12 protein-coding genes and 1 pseudogene are annotated in these 21,130 nt (G+C 66.2%); 1 reads left to right on the forward strand and 12 read right to left on the reverse strand.

Annotation, left to right across the window (positions count from 1 at the left end; genetic code table 11):
* Positions 1 to 118 precede the first annotated feature (118 nt).
* From SOM39_RS16275 to SOM39_RS16285, 3 genes are all read right to left on the reverse strand, one after another.
* Complete coding sequence (locus tag SOM39_RS16275; RefSeq protein ID WP_320458930.1) at positions 119 to 424, reverse strand: hypothetical protein; 306 nt, start codon at positions 422 to 424, stop codon at positions 119 to 121.
* Between the two features lie 180 nt (positions 425 to 604).
* Complete coding sequence (locus SOM39_RS16280) at positions 605 to 4,423, reverse strand: M48 family metallopeptidase (protein ID WP_320458931.1); 3,819 nt, start codon at positions 4,421 to 4,423, stop codon at positions 605 to 607.
* A gap of 349 nt (positions 4,424 to 4,772) precedes the next feature.
* Positions 4,773 to 6,710, reverse strand: coding sequence for a hypothetical protein (locus SOM39_RS16285; protein WP_320458932.1), 1,938 nt, complete (start codon positions 6,708 to 6,710; stop codon positions 4,773 to 4,775).
* Between the two features lie 162 nt (positions 6,711 to 6,872).
* Here SOM39_RS16285 and SOM39_RS16290 point away from each other — a divergent pair, with 162 nt between their 5' ends.
* Positions 6,873 to 7,400, forward strand: a complete 528-nt coding sequence (locus tag SOM39_RS16290) for a DUF6622 family protein (RefSeq protein ID WP_320458933.1) — start codon at positions 6,873 to 6,875, stop codon at positions 7,398 to 7,400.
* Positions 7,401 to 7,547: 147 nt separating this feature from the next.
* On the opposite strand, the gene SOM39_RS16295 is transcribed toward SOM39_RS16290, so the two are convergent.
* From SOM39_RS16295 to SOM39_RS16335, 9 genes and pseudogenes are all read right to left on the reverse strand, one after another.
* On the reverse strand, positions 7,548 to 8,024 hold the full coding sequence (locus SOM39_RS16295) for a hypothetical protein (RefSeq protein ID WP_320458934.1): 477 nt from the start codon (positions 8,022 to 8,024) through the stop codon (positions 7,548 to 7,550).
* Entirely contained in the window at positions 8,021 to 9,190 is a 1,170-nt protein-coding gene (locus tag SOM39_RS16300) for a serine hydrolase domain-containing protein (protein ID WP_320458935.1), read from the reverse strand. The genes SOM39_RS16295 and SOM39_RS16300 overlap by 4 nt, the downstream gene beginning before the upstream one ends.
* A 141-nt stretch (positions 9,191 to 9,331) precedes the next feature.
* Entirely contained in the window at positions 9,332 to 10,174 is an 843-nt protein-coding gene (locus SOM39_RS16305; RefSeq protein ID WP_414715888.1) for an aldose 1-epimerase, read from the reverse strand.
* Positions 10,164 to 11,180: a glycoside hydrolase family 43 protein gene (locus SOM39_RS16310; protein WP_414715889.1), complete on the reverse strand. Its 1,017-nt coding sequence runs from the start codon at positions 11,178 to 11,180 to the stop codon at positions 10,164 to 10,166. Before SOM39_RS16310 ends, SOM39_RS16305 begins: the two co-directional genes overlap by 11 nt.
* Positions 11,166 to 12,626: pseudogene (locus SOM39_RS16315) on the reverse strand (MFS transporter); the annotation flags it as partial. The pseudogene SOM39_RS16315 and the gene SOM39_RS16310, both read right to left, overlap by 15 nt.
* The gene (locus SOM39_RS16320; protein WP_341849678.1) at positions 12,613 to 15,282 is read right to left on the reverse strand and encodes a glycoside hydrolase family 3 protein; all 2,670 of its coding nucleotides are present in this window, start codon (positions 15,280 to 15,282) and stop codon (positions 12,613 to 12,615) included. The gene SOM39_RS16320 and the pseudogene SOM39_RS16315, both read right to left, overlap by 14 nt.
* On the reverse strand, positions 15,282 to 16,970 hold the full coding sequence (locus tag SOM39_RS16325; RefSeq protein WP_320458938.1) for a glycoside hydrolase family 43 protein: 1,689 nt from the start codon (positions 16,968 to 16,970) through the stop codon (positions 15,282 to 15,284). Before SOM39_RS16325 ends, SOM39_RS16320 begins: the two co-directional genes overlap by 1 nt.
* Positions 16,970 to 18,925 (reverse strand): sialate O-acetylesterase, encoded by a 1,956-nt coding sequence (locus tag SOM39_RS16330; RefSeq protein WP_320458939.1) that lies wholly within the window; start codon positions 18,923 to 18,925, stop codon positions 16,970 to 16,972. Before SOM39_RS16330 ends, SOM39_RS16325 begins: the two co-directional genes overlap by 1 nt.
* Positions 18,926 to 18,948: 23 nt before the next feature.
* Entirely contained in the window at positions 18,949 to 21,063 is a 2,115-nt protein-coding gene (locus SOM39_RS16335) for an alpha-glucuronidase family glycosyl hydrolase (RefSeq protein ID WP_320458940.1), read from the reverse strand.
* Positions 21,064 to 21,130 lie beyond the last annotated feature (67 nt).

The following is a 21,130-nucleotide window of genomic DNA, read 5'->3' on the forward strand; positions in this document are numbered from 1 at the left end:
TGCACCGTCACGGTTCCCACGTAGTGAAGTCTTGAGCAGGGCGCATCACCTGGGATTCACTGGGTGATCCAGTGGTCCACTTGGAGCCTCAACGTGATGGCTTCTAACAACGGCCGCGCTAGGGCGCGCTCAGCCCTTCGTGCCAGGAAAGCCAGCCTGCGAAGGACCTGATCGGGCGGAACCCATCGCGGTTGAGCCACCCGTGACGCGCCGAGAGATAGAGGAACAGTTCTTGCTCAAATTCGCTCCCCCAACGAATGGGATCGCGCTGTGCGTACAGGAAATCGCTCGTGTCCGCGAGCACCTGGTCCAACTTGGACTGAACAGAAGCGAGCTCCCCGGAGCGTCCCTGCGATGCAAGGTGTTCGCGCAGACGCTCCGGCATCCCGAATGTGTGTACGTACGCCGCCAAGTCGCTGTTCAATCGATTCTGCAGCGCTGCGGGGGAAGCTCTTCTCCAAGTCCCGAACAGCCATCCAAGCATCAGTGATACCTCAATGGAGGTTTGCGGATTGAACGCAGTCGCCAGGCGACCGACCCTGCCGGTGGTCGCTGGACTGCGGGACTGCGCGGCGGGTGTTTTCTCCCCGCCGTGCCTCGTGCCTTACATCAAGTGCGGGCGTTCGGTGCCGAACAGCAGCCTCTTGGCACCTTCGCGCCACGCCTGTGGGCACGACTGCCCGCGCACCACGGCGGCGACGGTGTAGGCATAGCCGCGATTAGCTGGCCTTACGTTGCCCAGCACGGCTTCGGCCTGCTGCTCGGAGGCATTGGCGCGCACGGCATCTACGAACGCCACCACGCGCGCGGCTTCTTCCGCGTCGGTGGCCAGTACCTTTTCCCGCCACACGGCTTCGTTCCTGCCCTGCCGCAGCGCCAGTGCCCACATGCTCCAGGCGGAATCCGGCGATATGCCCTCCTCCGCCGGCAGGTCCAGGGCCTTCTTGACCAGGTCCTCCGGTGCGCCATCGGAGGCGCCTGCCAGGCGAAGTACTTGCGGGAACAATTCAGCGTCCAACTCCGCCATGGCCACTGCCCCCTGGTACTCACCCCGGTGGAGGTGGATGTAGGCCTCATACTGCGAACCCATCACTTCGGTGCTGTCCAGGGCCAGCAGGCTGGTCAGGTGCGCTGACTCGGCGGCCAGCGGCTGCAGCTCCTGGTCGCTGGCGCCCAGCATGCGCTTGACGCGTGCCAGCTCCGGTGCGGTGAACTCTGCGGTCTGCGGTCCCATTGCCGCCTTGGACCACACCTCGTTGGCTGCGGTCCAGTCGCCGCGGGAGGCAAGCACGTAACCAGAGGCCAGCGCGAACCACGGATCCTGCGGCCAGCGCTGTTGGCCGGCGAGGAAGGCCTCATCCTGCGCTTGGCCCTGGGGCATGCAACGGATGGAGAGATACGCCAGTGCCGGCGATGCGGGCTTGCCTGTTGCCATCTTCTGCTGGCGCTCGCAGGCGGCGTTCAGCCCTTGGCCCTTGTCAAGCTGCTGCTCGACGCGCAGTGCCGCGACATCTTCAGGATGGCGCGTCAGCCGTTCTGCAATGATGCCCTGCAGGGTGGCCGGGTTCTGCGAGGCCATGGCCAGCCATGTCGTCAGATGGCGCGATTCCGGCGCGTCCCAGCGGGCGTGCGCGAGGATCATGGCCTGCCGCTGGGCTTCATCGGTCACCAGCCCCAGCTGTCGATGCGGTGCCAGCTCACCCACGGCCGATACCACCGAGCGCTTGCCGCCGTCGTTGCTCTTGGTCTGGATGGAGCTCGGCGGCTCCTCCAGCACGTAGTCGGCGCTCGTGGCCGACCAGCGCTCCGCGCCCAGGTTACGGTCTTCATCGGGCTTGGCACCACCGTAGACGGCCGACCACTGCACCATGGGCGTGGCGCCGGCGACGTTGTAGGTGAAGTGCGAACGGCCTGTCATGCGCTCGGTTTCGAAGGATTCGATGAGCTCCCCGCCCGCGCTTTGGGTGGTCACCTGGTGGGCAGCGCCCGGGGCGACGTCCATGCTGGCGCTCTGAAGCGGTGCCAGTTCGACGGTGTTGCCGTCGATGGTGACCCGCACCGGGGTGGCCAGGCCGTTGTACAGCGAGACGGTGGCGGCGCCGGTGTGCATGCCGAACGCCAGCACGCCCACGACAATCGCCGCAGCAGCAGAGGCACGCGCGGTGCTGGCAGCCCAGCCGTCGGCGGTCTGGAAGCGATCCCACCAGCCCAGTTTGGTCTGCAGCTTGCGCTCCTGGCCGGGCAGCAGCACCGGATAGGGCGTGGGAACCTTGGAAGGCGTCGGCGCGGGCGGCGCTACTTCGTCCGAGCCCAGGCGCGCTGCCACGGCATCTTCATTGGCCAGCAGGGCTTCCAGCGTCGCGGCGCGCAGCTGCGAGAGCGCGGCGCAGGTGTGGTTGACCCAGCCGCTGGAATGCTTGATCCAGTTGTCGATGTTCGCCTGTACCGGCATGGGCAGGCCCAGCTCGCCCAGCGTCTCTTTCAGCGGCTTGCCGCCGTGTTCGACCACGGTTTCATCGATCACGCAGTTGTGGGCGTAGTCGTAGATGACGCCAAGCGCCTGCCGTACCTTCTCGGCGGTGCCCAGCAGGCGGCGCAGTTCCTTGTCGGAGACGCGCTTGTCGGCCGTCACCACATGCAGGGTGTTGAGGAACAGCCCGTAGGCATCGCGCAGGTCGGCTTCGACGTGCTCACAGTAGTGCAGCAGGGTCACCTGCCCTTCCAGCAGGTTCTCCCACCCTGCCCCGCTGCGGCGCGCGGCCAGGCGGTGCAGGCTGCGGCATTGCTGGTCGTGCTGGAACACAGCCTGGCGCAGCGGTGCGATTTCGTCATCCAGCGTTGCGATGACCGGGCCGAGGCGGCGGGTGTCCAGCACCTGGTCACGCCAATGCACGCGATTGCGGGTGGCGCGCAGGTGGCCGGCGCGGGCGGCGTCCAGCGTGGCGCGCTCATCTTCCAGCAGCTGCAGCTGCTGCAGGGCCTTGCCATGCGCGGGTGCATACAGGCCGGTGATGCGCTCGCGGATCTGGGCGTCGCTCAGCGGCGCCAGGGTGTGCAGGAACAGCTCGGCCGGGGTGGCCACGCCGCGCACGAACGAGCGCCGCAGGTAGGTGCCCTGGTAGCGCTGGTGCATGGCACGGATGGCGAATTCGGCGTCGAGCCGGGTCAGCGAGGTATCGACGTCGGCGAAGGCCGGCGGGGTTTCGCGCAGCATGTCACGGGTGAGCTCGTGCCGGAGTCCGTCCGCGTCACGGAACAGCAGCATGGCCGGGCGCTCGTCGATCGCCGCTTCCACATAGCGCCGCTTGAGGTTGTTCTCGCGGTCGGCGTTGGCCGGGTGGGTGGACCACATCTGCGGCACGCGCACCATGTCGCGGCGGAACACCCGGTGCTGCTCGCGCTCGCGTTCGGGCAGCTGCGGCGGATCGGCATACAGCGGATCCGGCGACACGCGGCGCAGGTTGGCCAGCATGCGCGTCTGTACCGCGAACAGGTCGGCCACGGCATGGCCGGCTTCGAATTCGCGGGAGGCAAAGCCGAGTGACCTGTCCCAGGCATCGTCGGCCGCGCCGAGGCGGTGCAAGGCGTGCACGAGGGCGTCGCTGCCGGCGAGCGAAGCGGCCACCAGATCGGCCTGGTATTCCATCTCACGCGACAGGGCGCGCTCGGACAGGGCGACCACGCTGAAGGCGGTGTCCACCAGCGAGCGGATGGCCCAGACGATGAGTGACAGAAGCCAGCCCACCCAGGCAATGCGCAGGTCCAGGCGCGACACGGTGGCCAGCAGGGCATCGAGCGCATCGCGGCGGGCGACCAGCTGGCTGGCGATCTGGTGGGCCACGTACACCCAACGGCCGACGGCCATGGTGCGCTGCGCGAAGTGGCCGAATTCGTGGGCCAGTACGGCCTTGAACTCGCCCAGGTTCAGTGCGTTGACCAGCGGCAGGCCGATGTCCAGGTTCTTGCGCGAGGGAAACAGCAGGTTGAACAGCGAGAGGTCGTAGAAGACGCTGGCATTGACCCGCGCCGACAGGTAGACCCGCTTGGGGCGCGGCGCGCCGGCTTCGTCAGCCAGGCGGTGGAGGAAGGCGAACAGCTCGGGCTGCTCGGCCTGCTTGAGCTCCAGTTCCCTGGAAGCCTGCCCACGCTTGAGGAACACCAGCCCCTTGGCCATGAAGACGGCAAGGAACAACGCGAAGGTGCCGACGATGATGTTGAGCAGCGTATTGCCGCCCTCCCCTGCCAGCAGGGTGCGGAATACGCGGTAGGCGGTCCAGCCGAACCAGCCCATCAGGGCGAAGTAGGCGGTGGCGAAACCGAGCAGGCCGGCTACGGCCAGCCATGCATGGCGACGGTAGGCGGAGCTGGGTGCGGTGAGCTGCGCGGGCACGGCCGAAGGCCCCGCCGGATAGAGCGAATCCATTATGTATATCCCCCTGTTGTCCTGCTCCGTGCTGTCCCCCCGGACGTGGCACGGAGCTTACCTGGCGTCATGCCCGGTCCCGGGGGGATTGTGCACATTATTGGGCGGGTGTGCATCTGCCGCTGCAAACGGTCCAGACCGCACTTCGGTAGGGTTGCATCCCAATCAACCGCCGGGGTGGTGATTACCCATTAGGGCATTATCTGGAACGCAGGCAGCGCGCTTCGATTTTGGGTCATGCGTTACCATGCCGATTATCGTTATCGGCGGTCGTTTGGGAACCGACCCTACGGTGTCTCAGACGTTTCGGGGAAGCGCGATTCCATCGAGTTCCCTGTCATTCCGTTGGTCAATCGTTGGCGGTCGGCCTCATTGCAGCCCGGATGTCATCCGGGATCGTGCAATCAGTGCCCTGGCGTCGTGCTGACCCTGTGAGTGGTTCAATCACACCGCCATCGATCTCCCGCGAGCCGCGTTGGCAGTGGAGTGACAGGAACAGGGTGCGGCCGTTGCGGTCCACCCATTGCTGGCCGAGGTACTCCCCGTCCGGCCTTTCGAAGGTTGGGCCGATCAGTTCGGTCAGCGATCCTTGATTGGGTAGGCTTCGGAGGATCGGGCTGTCGTTCATTGAGGCATTGAGCCAGCTGGCGACGACCGAGCCGTCCATGCGATGCAGGGTCGTGATCCTGCCCGGCGCGTCATTGTCGAGGTAGCGCGACGTCCACAAGCGATCTTCGCCCCAAGGGGTGATCGCGGTGTAGCGTGCCGGCAGCCGCTCGACCCCATCAGCATCCATGAATCCGTAATAGCCTTCGCGCAGGAACACGACGCCGCCCGGCAGTAGCGCATGTGCAGATTCGATGGTGCCGCCCACGAAGCGGCCTTGCTTTACGTGATACATGCGGGACCCGTCCGCGTCGCTGCGTACGAGGAGCAATGCGCCATCAACACTGACCTGGTCGATCCAGCTGCCGTTGGGCAGCAGGTGCTGGCCAAGCGCGGCGTCGAGCCACAGCCGGGGCTGGGATTCGCCGTCCAGCGTGCCGAAAAAGCCTGTGGCCTCTGCGCTTAGTTGGCTAAGCGGCGGTGTCTGGACCAGTAGCTTTCCCCTGCAGTCCACCAAGGTTTCCTGCCCGTCTTCCGCTATCGCCTGGCGAAGCTCGGGACGCCCCTCAACCTCCTTCCACGCGTAGGCGTTGAATGGCCCCAGAATCTGTCCATTCGCATCAACCAACTTGTCACCGGCGTCGACCATGCGCGCGCGCCATATGCCTTGGCAGACCTCCTCGCCGGAAGTCGCCCCTGCGATCGCGAGAAAGCGCCCATCCGGGTACATGAGACCGCCCACGGCGTCGGCTTCATCCGCAAAAATGCCTTCTGCGTCTTCGCGGATGACATGGTATTCGGTTGCCCAGCGCGGCCAAGTGCCCACGTCTTCAGAGGCGGGGCTACGCGACCGCGCCGATGAGTAGCCCACCACGTAGATGAGCGCGCGATCTCCGGTCAGTTGGCCGCCCGCATCCAGCCGGCGCCATGCCCTGCCCTGCAGTCCCAGCCAGCCGCCGTTGTTGAGCGGGATCAGGTTGTCGATGCGCTCGCTCCACAGCGTCTTTCCTGCCTCATCGCGCAGCGCGCAGGGAGTGCCCGGATCGAGGTCGCAGACCAGGTATTGAGTGCGTTCCGGGAACGGACCGGCAGCCCGGAGTTCCCCCTTGGCCAGCTGCATGCGCAGCTGCCCACGTGCATCGAAGATGCGCTCCCCCGTTTCCCGCGAGCGCCAGCTATAGCGTTGCGGGTGCGCCGTGATGGCCCACTCGCCGCTGCCGGGCTGCCAGTCGACGAAGGTGCTTCCATCGGCGCGCAACAGGGCGGTCCCTGCCCTGGACCATGTGCTGAACAGTGGGGTTGGGTCCGGATCGTTCGGGTGACGTTCGAATGCCGCATCGGATCGGAGCTCGACATACGGGCCCTTTAATGAGACCCGGCCAGTGTCATCGAACCACACGCTGCTGCTTCTCTCGAAATCCACGACGAGCCAGCGATCTGGGGCGATCTGCTGCGGCCGCCCCGGCCACTCTTGGATCAGCCGGCCCTGACCGTTGGCGACCAAGCCGCTTTCGAACCCGCTGGCCTGCAGGGCGAATGTCTGGGGCGCCTCCGCCCATGCCGGCGCGATGCCTAGAGCGAGTGCCAGGAGCGCCGGCTGGGCGATGCTCTGGATACGTCTGAAGGGGCCGATGCCAGTGGCGTCGAATGGTTCCGCGGCGTCCGTGTCGTGCTTTGTCATCCGTCCATCTTGAGCGTACTGGAAGGCGCCTATGGTAGCCGCCAACCTGTACTCCCCGATGGCTGACAGCTGTCACTTGTTCCGATTCGGCCCAAAGCGAGAATTACCCCATTCCCGCACGGCACTACACGGCCGGCATCCACCCAAAGCCAAGGACCCTCCATGAACATGTTGCAGCAGTTCGCTTCCCACACCCCCATCTGGGTCTGGGCGCTTCTGATCTTCCTGATCACGCGCGGCGTCGCCGCGATGAAGCCGGGTGAGATCACGCTGGGGCGGCTGGCGGTGGTGCCTGCCCTGTTTACCGCGTGGGGCCTGTGGTCGATCAGTGCGCGTTATGGCACGTCCTGGCAGGCGTGGGCGCTGTGGCTGGTCGGCATCGGCGCGGGGACGGGCATCGGCTGGATGATGCTGCGTCGTGCAGTGCTGACCGCGAACCGGGCAACCGGGAAGCTGTGGCGCAGCGCGGATTACAGCCTGCTGCCGCTGCTGCTGGTGACATTCGCGGTGAAGTACGGGTTTGAATCCGCGCTGGCGATGTCGCCGACGCTTGCGGGGGATGTTGGTTTCCGGGCTGCCTATCTGCTGCTGTCGGGCGGTTTCACCGGCATCTTCATCGGTAAGTACCTCCGGTACGTGGCCGCCTGGCGCCGGGCGGCGACGGACGAAGACCTGCAGGTGACCGGCTGAGGAGTAGCGTCGGGCCTGGCCGGTTTGTGCCTGCCGCGCTGCTGTATGCCGGCTCGCGGTAGGGTTGCATGCCAATCGACCGCCGGGGTGGTGATTACTCCTCTAGGGCATGACCTCGAACGCAGGCGGCGCGGTTTCGATTTTGGGTCATGCGTTACTGTGCCGATCACCGTTATCGGCGGTCGTTTGGGAACCGACCCTACCCGTCCCCGAATTCCCGCCGGGGCCCCAGTAGGCCAGCGTGACAAATGCCACGCCCGTGGCCAAGGACATGGCCGCCGGTATCAATAGGATGCTGTTCTGAAGTGCGCCTTCGCTGAGCAGCACGGAAAGACCAGGAAGCGTGGCAATCGTGAGCGCTATGGCCGGACCCGCAAGGCGAAACCTCAACGCCAGCCAAAGTGCAGGAAGCCCATATACAAGAAGCAGCAACGCCATCATGACGTAGCCGAAGAAGGAAACGAACACAGCATCGCCGATGAGCGTCAAGGCTTCAGCAGACGTGGTGGCTCCGGCCAGCGCGACGTGAAGCGATATCAGCAGGCTTCCGACGGGAACCCCGATCAACGCGGCGACGAACATATTCCAATAGGGGCGGTCTGGTGGACGGGTGAAGAGTTTCATTGCTCCCTGTCCCGCGCGGCAACCTTCTCAACCAGCGAATCCACCGCCGCTTCCATTGCGTTCGCGGTATGGTCGCCGCTCTGGTTGGTGATGATGAAGATGCCCAGGTCGTACTTGGGGATGATGTAGATGTAGCATTGCGAGCGGGGCACGCCGCCATGGTGGGCGTAGTAGCGGCCCTTCTGGCGGTCGCCGCTGACGATGTTCCAGAAGTAGCCGATGCTGAAGTCGGAATCGAATTTGACCAGCGGGCGATGGGATTCCGTTACGACAGGGCCGTTGGCCAATTGGAACCTGAGGTACTTCACCATCTCCGGGACGGTGGCCTTTACGTTCCCGGATGCCCCCCAGGGAAGCTGCGGCATCGGGGTGGTCGGTATGGGGTTGTCGCTGTGGTAGCCAATCGCAAGCTGCTGCACCTCGGTGTCAGCCAGGCGGATCCTGATGCCGCTCATCCCTGCGGTCTCGCTGAGGAATCCACGCAGCAGTGACTCGTAGTCCCGCTTGTAGACCTGTTCCAGAATGTGCGCGGTCAGTTCCGTGCCGGTGCTTGAGTAGGCGTAGACCTTTCCGGGCGCGCGCGGGATTTCCACAGTGTGCAGGTCGTTGAAGAAATCGGGTTTACCGTAGTGCGCGTAGATGGCATTGAGTTCGGGCGGTGTGCCGTGGTCGGTGAACTCATCAAGCACGGTGTTCGCGCGTTCCGGAAGCATGTTCGGCAGGCCGCTGGTATGCGACAGCAGGTGGCGGAGGCGGATGGGTTCGCCCTTGTACTGCAGGTTCGGGTAGGCCCCCTGCAGGTACATCCTGACGTCGTCGTCCAGCGTCACCTTGCCATCCAACACAGCGCTGGCCATCAAGGTGCCCGCCAGCGTCTTGCTCAACGAGCCGATTTCGTAGAGCGTCGCATCGGTAGGAGCGCCTCGCTTGCCTGCCTGCATGTCGCCGCGATGGCGGATGTATTCCTTGCCTCGGTATACGACCCCGATCGAGGTCGAGTGGAGCAAGGGCTGCTCGATCAGCGTGGCGGCGACCTCGTCGATCTCCGTCCCCAGATCCTTGGAAGGGGCCGGTTCGTCTGCACAGCCTGCGGCCAGGAGCACGGCGGAGATTACGAGGTAGGTGAGCCACCGCCTGGGTCGAACAACCATCGAAGTCGCGGGCATGCGTGGGGCTCGAAGGCAAGGTGGAGAGGGGGCTCAGGATAGCCGATCCCCCAATTGCCGAACGGAAGAGGCGTGTTTTCGATTTTAGGTCATGCGTTGCCGTGCCGATCACTGTTATCGGCGGTCGTTTGGGAACCGACCCTACCGTTTCGGGTTCCAGGCGAGATTGAAGGTCAGCTCTAGTTGTTCGCCCGGGTTGAGGCGGTTGGGTGCGAGGGTGAAGCCGTCGGGCGGGCCGGTTTGGGGTTCTACGCAGGTGGCGTGTAGGGCCGCGTCGTAGACCACCCAGTGGTCGGTGTTGGCACGCAGCGTCAGGCGCTGGCCTCCGTATACCAGGGTTATGTCCCTCTGGTTGATGAAGCAGTCGTCCCATGGGCCGGGGGATGCGCTTTCCAGTGGCAGCCTGGCTATGCCCTCCTCGTCTCGCGGGTACATGGCCTCTGGCTCGAACAGTAACTCATCCGGTTTGCGGAACCATGGGTGCCAGCCGAGTACGACCGGCATCGGCTGGGTGCCAGCCTGCACTGCCAGGCGCAGTTCCAGGCTGGTTGGCGTTAGCTGGATGACCTGCGTTGCGGTGCCGCCGAAGGGCCAGTAGTCGTCCTCGGGAAGTTCCAGCGACAGCGTGGCGCTGTCTGCTGCGATGCTGTCGATCTGCCAGGGCAGTGCGAACCCTACCCCGTGGATGGCGTGTTCGCCGAAGTTCGTTGGCAATGCGTACGCCCTCCCATCGAAGTTGAAGCGGCCGTGGCGGATCCGGCCGGCCCACGGCACCATGGGGTAGCAGCCCCAGGCGATGGCGGCTGCGCCGCCCTCCTGATCGTCCACCAGCCACTCCACCCCTTCATGGCGGATGCGGGCGATACGCCCGCCGGCCTCAGGGCCAAGTGCCACCTCCAGCTCCCCCGCCCGCAACCAGTGCAGCTGGCCAGCAGGCAGTGGCGCCTGCGCGTCGTCGATGGGCAACGGACTTTCAGTTGCCATAGGGATCAATGGTCCGGATGCTGCCGTCCGCCTCCATGTGCAGCGGGGTGCACTTGACCGAACGCAGGTGGGTGACCCCGCCCGACAGCAGGGAGTCGTGATAGAACAGGTACCACTGCCCTTCGACCTCGCAGATGGAGTGATGCGTGGTCCAGCCCACTACAGGCTTGAGGATCACGCCGGCATAAGTGAACGGGCCGTACGGGCTGTTCCCGGTGGCGTAGCAGAGTAGATGGGTGTTGCCGGTGGAGTACGACAGGTAATACCTGCCTTGGTACTTGTGCAGCCACGGACCCTCGAAGAACCGCCGCTCATGGTCGTCGGCGCGCAGTGGCTGGCCGTGCTCGTCCAGGATGATGACTTCCCGCGTGGGCTCGGCCAGCTGGGTCATGCCTGCGTCCAGTCGGCCGACGCGCGGGCCCAGTGCCGGCGCATCGCCGGTGGGCTCTGCGTGCGCGGCGTCGTAGCGGTTGTCGCGGTACGTCTGCAGCTGGCCGCCCCAGATGCCGCCGAAGTAGAGGTAGTGCGCGCCGTCGTCGTCCTCGTATACGGCCGGGTCGATCGAGTACGTGCCGGCCATCGGCTCCGGTTCGGCGGTGAACGGACCCTCGGGGCGATCGGCACCGGCGACGCCGATGCGGAACCTCCCCTCCCCGTCCTTGGCCGGGAAGTACAGGTAATAGCGGCCGTCACGGTGGGCCGCGTCTGGAGCCCACATCTGCTTTGCGGCCCAGGGCACATCACGCACATGCAGCGCCATGCCGCAGTCGGTGGCCTCGCCGGTGGGGCTGTCCATCCGCAGCACGTGGTAGTCCTCCATGCCGAAGTGCCCGCCATCATCGTCGAACGGCGCGCCGGCATCGATGTCGTGCGAGGGATAGATGTACAGCCGCCCCTCGAACACATGGGCCGACGGATCGGCCGTGTAGATGTGGGTCACCAGCGGCTGGGAGATGGCACGTGCCGCCAGGTGCCCCAGGGTGGTGCCTTCGCGGCGCTGCTGCAGCTCCTGCTCGATGCGGGTTTCCATGCGCTTGTCGATCTTGTAGAGGAACAGCATCGCCACGGCGATCAGGAACGGTAGGGAGCAGTACACGCTCACCGTCAGGCGGATGCCGTTGACTACGCCCTCCGGCTGCTGGTCTGCGCCGGCCTGGTAGCCGTAGTACGCCAGGATGCCAGCGACCAGTGCGCCACCAATGCTGAGGCCGATCTTCAGGCCGCACAGCATCGCGGAGAAAATGATGGCGGTGGCGCGGCGGTTGTTCTTCCATTCGGAGTAGTCGGCGACGTCGGCGATCATCGCCCACAGCAACGGAATGGTGATGCCGTAGAAGAAGCCGTGCAGCATGAAGGACACGAACGCCACGGCCACGGCGGTGGGCGGGAAGAAGTAGAACACCAGCAGGAACACAGTGGAGACCAGCAACGCGCCACCGAATACATCGCGCTTGCCGAAACGGTCGGCCAGCCGGCGCGAGACCCCGATGCCCAGGATCATGCAGATGATGCCGCACGCGTTGAACAGGCTGAACGCCGAGGTTGCCGGATCCTCCGGCCACGCGAAGCCGGACAGCCCCATGCCACTGAGCGTGGCGTTCAATCCGCCAATGAAGCGGTTGAAGCCGGTGTTGTCGAGGAAGCCTGCGAGAGCGGGCCCGCTCATGTAGTACTGGAAGTAGTAGATGTAGGTGCCGCCCTTCAGCGCCAGGTTGATGAAGACCAGGATCGTCAGGGCCAGCATCACCTGCCATGGGCGGTTGCGCAGCAGGTCAGCCAGGTCCTGCAGCACGCCGCCGGTCTGCTCCTTGGCCGGCACGATGCGCTCGCGGGTGGTGGCGAAGGTGATCAGGAAGAATACCGTGCCTACCACCGCGAACACGGTCATGACCCGTTCGAAGCCCAGCACGCGGTCACCGTCACCGAGGATCAGCACCAGCGGCAACAGCAGCACCTGGATGATGAACTGCGCGATCATCACTGCCACGAAGCGGTAGGCCGAGAGGCTGTTGCGCTGGGCCATGCTGCCGGTGAGCACACCACTGAGCGCGGAATACGGCAGGTTGTTGGCTGCGTAGACCAGCATCAGCAGGCCATAGGTGCCCAGGGCGTAGATGATCTTGCCCTGCGCACCCAGCTGCGGGGTGCTGAAGGCCAGCAGCGAGAGCACGCCGAACGGTACCGCCGTCCACAGGATCCACGGCCGGAACTTGCCCCAGCGCGTTGCGGTGCGGTCGGCGGCGATGCCGATCAGCGGGGTGAACACGAACGCGCCCAGCAGGCCGATCACGAAGATGATCGTCGCGGCCGTGGCAGGGGGCAGCCGGTACACATCGGTATAGAAGAACGCGAGGTAGGTGATCAGCGTCTGGAAGATCAGGTTCGCAGCGAGGTCGCCCAGGCTGTAGCCCAGCTTTTCCCGTACCGACAGGACGTGCTCAGTCACGGGCAGCCTCCACGGTGAAGCGGGCCTGCACGCGGGCGTCGGCGCTGGAGCTGCCTACCCTGACCTCGTACGCGCCCGGCGGCACGACATAGGCCGCCCGCGCTTCGTCGTACTGGCGCAGGGCCTGCGTTGCATCCAGATCGAACGCCACGGTACGTCGCTCACCCGGGGCCAGCTGCACACGCTGGAAGCCGCGCAGCGCCTGCTGCGCATCACCCGGCGCCGCATCCACCCGGCGCACATACAGCTGCACCACTTCATCGCCTGCGCGCTTGCCGGTGTTGGCCACGTCCACCTGCACCTTGAGTTGCCCGTCTGCGGGAATGCGGGGCGCATCCAGGCGCAGTTTGCCGTAGTCGAAGGTTGTGTAAGACAAGCCGTGCCCGAACGGGTACAGCGGCGTGCCCCGGAAGTAACGGTAGGTACGGCCTTCCATGGTGTAGTCGTCAAAGGCCGGCATCGCCTGGTCTGCCTTGTAGAACGTTACCGGCAGCCGCCCGCCGGGGTTGGTATCGCCGAACAGCGCCTGGCCCACGGCGGTGCCGCCGCGTTGCCCGGGGTACCAGCTCATCAGGATCGCCGGCAGGTTCGCCTGCGCCCATTCAACCGCCATGGCCGAGCCCCCGGTGAGGACCATCACCACCGGCTTGCCGGTGGCGTGCAGCGCTTCGAGCAGGGCACGCTGCGGCGCGGGCAGGCGCAGGTCGGTGCGGTCGCCACCGGCGAAGCCCGGGTAGTTGACCTTCATCTCCTCGCCTTCGACGTCGCCGGTCAGGCCGCCGACAAACACCACCACATCGGCATTGCGCGCGGCATCCAGGGCCTCCTCGAACGGCGGCTTCGCGCCGGGCATGCGCCAGCCAAGCCGCACGCCGGCATCGCGCTCGGCATCGAAGTATTCCAGCTTCACTTCGTACGCGCGCCCGGCCTCCAGGTCCAGGTCCACGCCATCGCCATGCAGGCGGTCGCTGGTGGTCCAATGGTCAAGGACGCGCTTACCGTCCACGTACAGGCGGTAGCCGTCGTCGGCGGCGGCCTCGATGCGGTAGCGGCCCGACACCGGCGGGAGCAACTGACCGCTCCAACGGATGCTGAAGTTGTCGTTGGGGATGCCCTGCCCCGGTGCGGCTTCGCCGCGGGCCAGCAGGTTGTCGGTCGGCGAGCCGCGGTCCCAGCGGAAGCCGATCTGGGCGTCGGTGCGCACCAGGGCCGGCGTGCCGGAAAGATCGGCTGTGCGGAAGTACTCACCACGCAGGCCGCGCTCGGGGGAATCCACGGAAGGACGCAGGTAAGTGGCTTCGATCAGGGGCGTCGCGCTGGGATCATCGCGCCCTTCCACCAGGTCCACGCCGCGTGCGTAGCGCACCTCGACCCCCTTCGCGGCATCGCGGATGCCCTGCAGGATCGTCACCGGTGCGGCCGGGGTACCGAAGTAGTTGCCCAGCAGCGCCATGGTGTCATCGGCGGTGGGGCCCACCACGGCGATACGTTTGAAATTGCGTGACAGCGGCAGCACGCCATCGTTCTTCAACAGCACCAGCGATTCCTGTGCCGCTTTCAGGGCCAGCGCGTCGTGTGCGGGGGCCTGGTTCACCGATGCCGGGATCTGTGCCCACTTCACGCGTTCCGGTGGATCGAACATGCCCAGCCGCATCCGCGCGGTGAACAGCTGGGTGACCGCCTCGTTGATCTCCGCTTCGCTGATCAGGCCCTGCTTCACTGCTGCGGGCAATGTGGCGTATTCCTGGCCACACTCCAGCTCGGTGCCGTTCTTCACCGCCAGCGCGGCGGCGGCTTCGCGGGTCGGTACGATTTTGTGATGCTTCCAGATATCGACGATGGCCCAGCAGTCGGAGACCACGTAGCCCTTGAAACCCCAGTCGCGGCGCAGCACGTCACGCAGCAGGAAGTGGCTGGCGCTGGCGGATTCGCCGTAGACCCGGTTGTAGGCGCCCATCACCGCGTCCACCTTGCCTTCCTTCACCAGCGCCTCGAACGCCGGCAGGTAGGTGTCGTACAGGTCGCGCTTGCTGGGCCGGGCGTCGAAGTGGTGGCGATCGGCCTCGGGGCCGCTGTGCACGGCCAGGTGCTTGGCGGTGGCGTCCAGCTTGCGGTAGACCGGGTCGTCGCCCTGCAGGCCGTGCACGAAGGCCACGCCCATGCGCGCGGTGAGGTACGGGTCTTCGCCGTAGGTTTCCTGGCCCCGGCCCCAGCGCGGGTCGCGGAAGATGTTGATGTTGGGCGACCAGAAGGTCAGCCCCTGATAGCGGCCATGCGAGCCCTCGCGGATGAACTGGTGGTGCTTGGCGCGCGCTTCATCGCTGATGGTGGTGGCCACCTGCCCCATCAGCGGCACGTCGAAGGTGGCGGCCAGGCCGATGGCCTGGGGGAACACGGTGGCCTGCCCTGCCCGGGCCACGCCGTGCAGGCCTTCGTTCCACCAGTCGTACGCAGGAACGCCCAGCCGTTCGATGGCGGGCGCGGCATTCTGCATCTGGGCAGCCTTTTCCTCGAGGGTCATCTGGGCGACCAGCGCGGCGGCGCGGGTCTCGAAGCTTGCCGAGGTATCGAGCCACGGCTGCGGCGCGGCGGCGTGGCCGACCGTCGCCAGGCTGATGGCGGCGCAGAGCGCCAGCGTGCGGAACAGGGGCCTGCGCGTCATCATTTGCTCCTCAGGGCGCGCTCGTCGCGCGCGAATGGTCCCAGCAGGGCGCCGACGAAGCCGCCTGCACGATCCGTACTCAATACCGTTCCGTCCACGTCATCGGCGAGGGTCTGCCAGCCTTGCCCATCGCGTGTGTCGAAGGCGAAGGCATAACGTCCTCCGTCCCCTTTTATCTGCAGGCGCAGCGGGGCTGCCGCTGCCACTTCGCGCGATGCGAGTGTTTTTGTTGCTCCGCCGCCGTCGCGCGCTTCAAGGAAGATCACCGCGCGATCTTCGCCAACGCTGCGGACGCCGAGGAAGTACCAGTAGGCTTCGCTCTGGAAGGCGGCCAATCCTGCCGCGACGCCTTCTGCGGGCTGCGTCATCTGGGTGCTGGCCTCGAAGCGCAGGTGCTGCTGGCGGCGACCCAGGAACGCGGGGTTACGCAGCGTGTCGAGGTCTTCCGCGAGTGGGTGTACCGCAAGGGAACCGGGGCGTTCGCGCAGGTCGGCCCACGGCTGTTTGGGGACGCGTACGCGCAGCCAGTCATTGCCGAGCGTGGGGGTGTCGAACTCGTTGCGCTCCATGAAATTGCCGGTCGAAGGGGCCTGCTTCGCTGTGCCCTGCATCCACGATGGCGCTTTGACGATGTACGGAATGGTTTCGCCCGCCGGCAGGATCACCGGCCAGCCTTCACGCCATTCCACCGGCAGCAGGTAGGTTTCGCGCCCGGTGTTGTAGTGGCGTGTGTCGTAGTTGCGGCTGGCCAGGAATACCGCCCACCAGGATCCGTCCGGGCCTTCCACCAGGTCGGCGTGGCCGGCGTTGGTGATCGGCAGTGGCCTGTCCTGCGGCAGGTCGCGCTGGGTGAGGATCGGGTTGCCCGCATACGGTACGTACGGTCCCCACACATCGCGGCTGCGCAGCACCACCTGCGAATGCTGCGGGCCGGTGCCGCCTTCGGCGTCGGAGAGGTAGTACCAGCCATCGCGCTTGTAGATGTGCGGCCCCTCGATCCAGATCGGGTTTTTGGCCGGTTCCACGCCGCCGTCGATGAGCACCTTGCGTGGGCCTACCGGCTTGAACGACGCCAGGTCGATCTGCTGCATCCAGATGGCGCGGTGGCCTTCGTAGCGCGGCGGGCCGGGCGGCACGTCGTTATTGAGCAGGTAGACCTTGCCGTCCTCGTCGAAGAACAGCGATGGATCGATGCCCTCGATGCCCGGCAGCCAGTGCGGGTCGGACCAGGGGCCGGCCGGATCGCGGGCGGTGGCGATGAAATTGCCGCCGCTGTCGACCGCCGTGGTGACCACGTAGAAGACGCCGTCGTGGAACGAGATGGCTGGCGCGAAGATGCCGCGTGACACGCTGAGGCCATCGAAGTCCAGCTGCGTTGGGCGGTCAATGACGTTGCCGATCTGCTTCCAGTGCACCAGGTCCACGCTCTCGAATACCGGGATCCCCGGGAAGTACGTAAAGCTGGAATTGACCAGGTAGAACTTCCCGTTGGCGTGGGTGATGCTGGGGTCTGCGTGGAAACCGGCCAGGATCGGGTTGCGGTAATGCCCGGCGGGCAGCGGCGGTTCAAACGCGGCGTCATTGCCGGCGTATTCGAACCAGTCGAAGTAGACCGGGGCTGCGGGCGTGGCCGCCTGCACCCGAAGCGCGGCCGACAGCAACAGTACCGTGGCAAGCAGCAGGCGCATCAGGGCGTCCCTGAAGGGGTGAGGGAGAGCTCGAACGGACCGGCGGGCGCGCCGCTGCTGTCGCGCAGCGTGCAGATTGGGCCGTCTGCCCAGCAGTAGCGGACGCTGGCGGCGGATGCTGCCTGCAGGCTGTTAAGCACTACCGCGTTGCCGTCCAGCGTGGCGTCGGCGTAGGTGCAGTGCTTGGCTTCGGCATCGCATAGTTCGAAGCCGATGGGGCCGTTCGCACCCGTTGCGACCAGCGTTCCCGTGACATCGTCGAAACTGATGCGCACCTCAACCCTCGTGCGGGAGACCTTGCCTGCCGTCGGGCCGGAGGCTGCCAGCGCCTGTTCGCCATGGACCACATGGCGCGCCACGCGGGCCAGGCGCCGGCCCAGTTCCTGTTTGTTCGGCGGATGGATGTCGTAGGCATCGCCGATGTCGATGGCGAGTGCCAGCCCGGAATGCGGGTCCTCTGCGGTAACGCGCCGCTGCGCTTCGCGCACCTGCGCCCAGCCGCTTTCCACCGGGGCCACGGGCGGCTGCCCGTAGCCGGCCAGCTGCACCACCAGCAGCGGCATTTCCGCGCCGAACTGCCGGCGCCAGTCATCGCGCAACACGCGCAGCCTGTCCGCGTAGCCAGCGCCATCGCCGGTGTTGGATTCGCCCTGGTACCAGAGCATGCCGCGCAGGCCATAGCTGCCCAGCGGCGCGATCATGCCGTTGTACAGCGTCGAAAGGCCGCTGGCGGCATGCCAGGGGGCCAGTGGCGATGACGGGTCGCCGGGCGCTGCGCGGTACCACCAGGGAGCATCCAGAACGATCCGGGTGCCATCGTCCAGCTGCAGGGCGTGGGCCTGCGCGGGGCCGGCCAGCCCACCGTCGCCCCAGGTGTCCAGCACGTTGACGACCACGCTGTTGATGCCGGCTTTCAGCAGGCCGGGCGGCAGCGGATAGGATCGCGGATCGCCCGGGGCGTTCTGGCTGCCCACCGCCACGCCATTGACCCAGGTCACGTCGGTTTCGTCGGCAGGCCCCAGCTCAAGGCGCGCGCCCTGCCCGGCCTGTGCGGCGCTCAGCTTCACCTGAGTGCGGTACCAGACCATGCCGTTGTACGCGGACAGCGCCGGGATGCCCCAGCGCTCCCATGCGCCGAGCTGAACCGGGGCCTGGCGCCACCCGGTGCGGTCGGCGTCGGGCTGCCAGGGGGCATCGCCGGGTGTGGCGCCCTCGCGCTGCTCCCACCACTGCTGCCAGTGCTTGCCCCAGGCTGCGTTTGCCGCCACGGGGTCGCTGGCATACATGGCGAACACATCCAAGGCTTCCTCCATGCCACCCTGCGCGCGCAGCGCATCGGCGCTGGTCCAGGCTTCTATCCGCGAACCGCCCCACGCCGACTGGATCAGTCCCATCGGCACATTGACGGTCTTCCGCAGTTCACGCGCGAAGAAGTAGCAGGCGGCGGAAAAGTCGCGCACGCTTTCCGGTGATGCAGGCTGCCATGACACGGAGCCGGAGAAGCCCTCCCGAGGCGTCACGGCCGGGGCCTTGGGCACGGTGAACAAGCGAATGTCCGGCTGCGCTGCCGAGGCGATTTCACTGTCGGCGTTGAGCGCGCGCCGCACCGGCAGCTCCATGTTCGATTGGCCGGAGCACAGCCAGACGTCGCCCATCTGCACGTCGCTCACGGTCTGGACCTCCTGCCCTGCCCGTACGCGCATTTCGTAGGGGCCGCCGGCGGCAAGGGGCTTGAATGTGACGCGCCAGCGCCCCTCTGCATCCGCCTGTGCCGTGGCGGTCTGGCGTGCGAACGTCACCGATACGGTGGTGTCCGGAGAGGCATGGCCCCACACGGTAATCGGCTGATCGCGCTGCAGGACGGCATGGTCCTGGAAGAGCGGGTTCAACAGTGGCGTCACGGATTCCTGCGCCATGACCGGTGCGGCGAAGCACGCCAGAAGGCTGCCCAACATCCATCCCATTCTCGGTTTACCGTTCATCGCCCATCTCCTGGTGCCGATGGAAACTGCAGCGCTTGGTAATACGCCAGCGGGTGCGGCGGTGTGGCTTCGCCTGCCGGCAGTGGCCTGCCGCTGATGGACTGGAAGTAGGCAACGCTGGCATCGCGCCACCATTGCGCTTCGCGCAGCTGGATCTGCAGGAAGGCGGCGACCTGTTCGTGCCGGTGTGCATCCACCCTTCCACGCAGGTTCGCCCAGGTGTCCTGCATGGCCTGGACCTGGCGTACGCCCAACGAATAGCGACCCACCAGCTCGTCCCACAGCGGCCGCCCGGAGGCCATGCGGTGATCCCATGGCACATGGTGGAACCACAGCAGCAGCGCCTCTGGAACCTGGGTCAGGTCCGCATAGGTCGCGGCCACTTCCGGGGCGTACTGGACTACGGCGTTGCTGCCCGTCGCGGTGCGGTCGACGCCGATGCCGTTGCGGTCGGCACGGTGGTAATAGACCGAGGTCCAGTCCGCACGCGGGCCGCCGTCCACCCAGGGTCCGGGTCCGTAGTGGTGCCCGCGCGCCATCAGGTGGTGCAGGCCCAGCGGGGTCATGTAGTTCACTGCGGCCTCGCGTGAGGCCATCATCATGCCGACGATCGGCTGCACCACTGCGGGGTCTGGCGAGAAGGTCATCGCCGCCCAGTCCGCGGCGATGTCACGGGAGGACTGATCAGGATTCCAGGCAAGGCGACCGAACGCATACCAGTTGGCCTGATCGAAATGCGAGCCACTCCAGGTGCGATCGGTGCCGATGTTGGCAACGCCGGCGATGCCGCTCAGTGACTGCGCCACGGTGAAGCGCTTGCCGCCTGCGCGGGTGTCGGCCTGCAGCACTTCTTCGAACAACGGCCCCAGGTACACCAGGTGCGTGGCGAAGCCCAGGTACTCCTTGGTGATCTGGAACTCCATCATCAGCGGCGTGCGCGGCATGGCACCGAACAGTGGATGGAAGGGTTCGCGCGGTTGGAAGTCGATGGGGCCGTTCTTCACCTGCAGCACCACGTTCGGGCGGAACGCACCGTCCAGCCCCGCGAACTCGGTGTAGGCCTGGGTGGCCCGGTCGGCGGGTACGTCGTGTGCATAGACGAAGGCACGCCACATCACCACGCCGCCGTGCGGTGCCAATGCATCGGCGAGCAGGTTGGCGCCGTCGGCATGGCTGCGGCCGTAGTCCTGTGGGCCGGGCTGTCCTTCAGAGTTGGCCTTGACCAGGAAGCCGCCGAAATCGGGAATGCGCTGGTAGATTTCGTCGGCCTTGTCGCGCCACCACCGCTGCACCGCAGGGTCGAGCGGATCGGCGGTCTTGAGCCCGCCCAGTTCGATGGGGGCGCTGAAGCGCGCGCTCAGGTATACGCGGATGCCATAGGGACGGAACACGTCCGCCAGCGCGGCCGCCTTGGCCAGGTACTGCGGCGCGAGGCTCTGTGCGTTGGCGTTGACGTTGTTCAGCACCGTGCCGTTGATGCCCAGCGAGGCATTGGCCCGTGCGTAATCGGTGTAGCGCGGGTCGCGCCACTCCGGCAGCGTCTGCCACTCCCACAGCGAGCGGCCGGCGTAGCCGCGTTCGACATACCCGTCCAGGTTGTCCCAGTGGTCAAGCACCCGCAGCCGCACCTTGGGCGACTCGTGCAGATCAAGGTGGTCCAATGAAGCACCGGTCTGCAGCAACCTGAGCAGATGGAACGTGCCGTACAGCACGCCGATATCACTGCGCGATGCCACCAGCAGCATGTCGCGCCCATCACGCCGCGTGCGCTTCAGCAGGTAGCCCTCCTCCCCCAGCGACTCGACCTCTTCGCGGAAAGGCGCGATCAACGCCGACGACTGGGGCGTTCCAAGCGCAAGTACGTGACCAGCGGAACTTTCGTTTTGAATCCGGGGTGCGGTGCCCAACAGACCGGTGAGGCCGCGGACCAGCTCATCGCGCGCGGCACGCAGGGTGGGTGTCTGATCGGGGGCGACAACCTCGCCCAGCTGTGTGGCGTAGTCTGCAGCAAGCACAGGTTCCAGCGGGGCGTAGCGCAACCAGAGGTTGTAGCCCTCCTCCGCGCGCGCACCCGCGCTGCAGGCCATCAATGCCAGCGCAGCAAGCAGCATCCGATGACACCGCTCGACACGCGTGCGGTGTGCCAGTGCGGCCGGCAAACCTTGTAAGCTCAGCCGG

Source organism: Stenotrophomonas sp. CFBP8994 (genome assembly GCF_034044835.1).
GTDB classification, from domain to species: domain Bacteria; phylum Pseudomonadota; class Gammaproteobacteria; order Xanthomonadales; family Xanthomonadaceae; genus Stenotrophomonas; species Stenotrophomonas rhizophila_A.

Excerpts from the sequence above, each read along its gene's own strand:
- SOM39_RS16280 (WP_320458931.1), bottom strand. The coding sequence starts at position 4,423 with ATGGATTCGCTCTATCCGGCGGGGCCTTCGGCCGTGCCCGCGCAGCTC.
- SOM39_RS16285 (WP_320458932.1), bottom strand. The coding sequence starts at position 6,710 with ATGACAAAGCACGACACGGACGCCGCGGAACCATTCGACGCCACTGGC.
- SOM39_RS16290 (WP_320458933.1), top strand. The coding sequence starts at position 6,873 with ATGAACATGTTGCAGCAGTTCGCTTCCCACACCCCCATCTGGGTCTGG.
- SOM39_RS16295 (WP_320458934.1), bottom strand. The coding sequence starts at position 8,024 with ATGAAACTCTTCACCCGTCCACCAGACCGCCCCTATTGGAATATGTTC.
- SOM39_RS16300 (WP_320458935.1), bottom strand. The coding sequence starts at position 9,190 with ATGCCCGCGACTTCGATGGTTGTTCGACCCAGGCGGTGGCTCACCTAC.
- SOM39_RS16305 (WP_414715888.1), bottom strand. The coding sequence starts at position 10,174 with ATGGCAACTGAAAGTCCGTTGCCCATCGACGACGCGCAGGCGCCACTG.
- SOM39_RS16320 (WP_341849678.1), bottom strand. The coding sequence starts at position 15,282 with ATGACGCGCAGGCCCCTGTTCCGCACGCTGGCGCTCTGCGCCGCCATC.
- SOM39_RS16325 (WP_320458938.1), bottom strand. The coding sequence starts at position 16,970 with ATGCGCCTGCTGCTTGCCACGGTACTGTTGCTGTCGGCCGCGCTTCGG.
- SOM39_RS16330 (WP_320458939.1), bottom strand. The coding sequence starts at position 18,925 with ATGTTGGGCAGCCTTCTGGCGTGCTTCGCCGCACCGGTCATGGCGCAG.
- SOM39_RS16335 (WP_320458940.1), bottom strand. The coding sequence starts at position 21,063 with ATGCTGCTTGCTGCGCTGGCATTGATGGCCTGCAGCGCGGGTGCGCGC.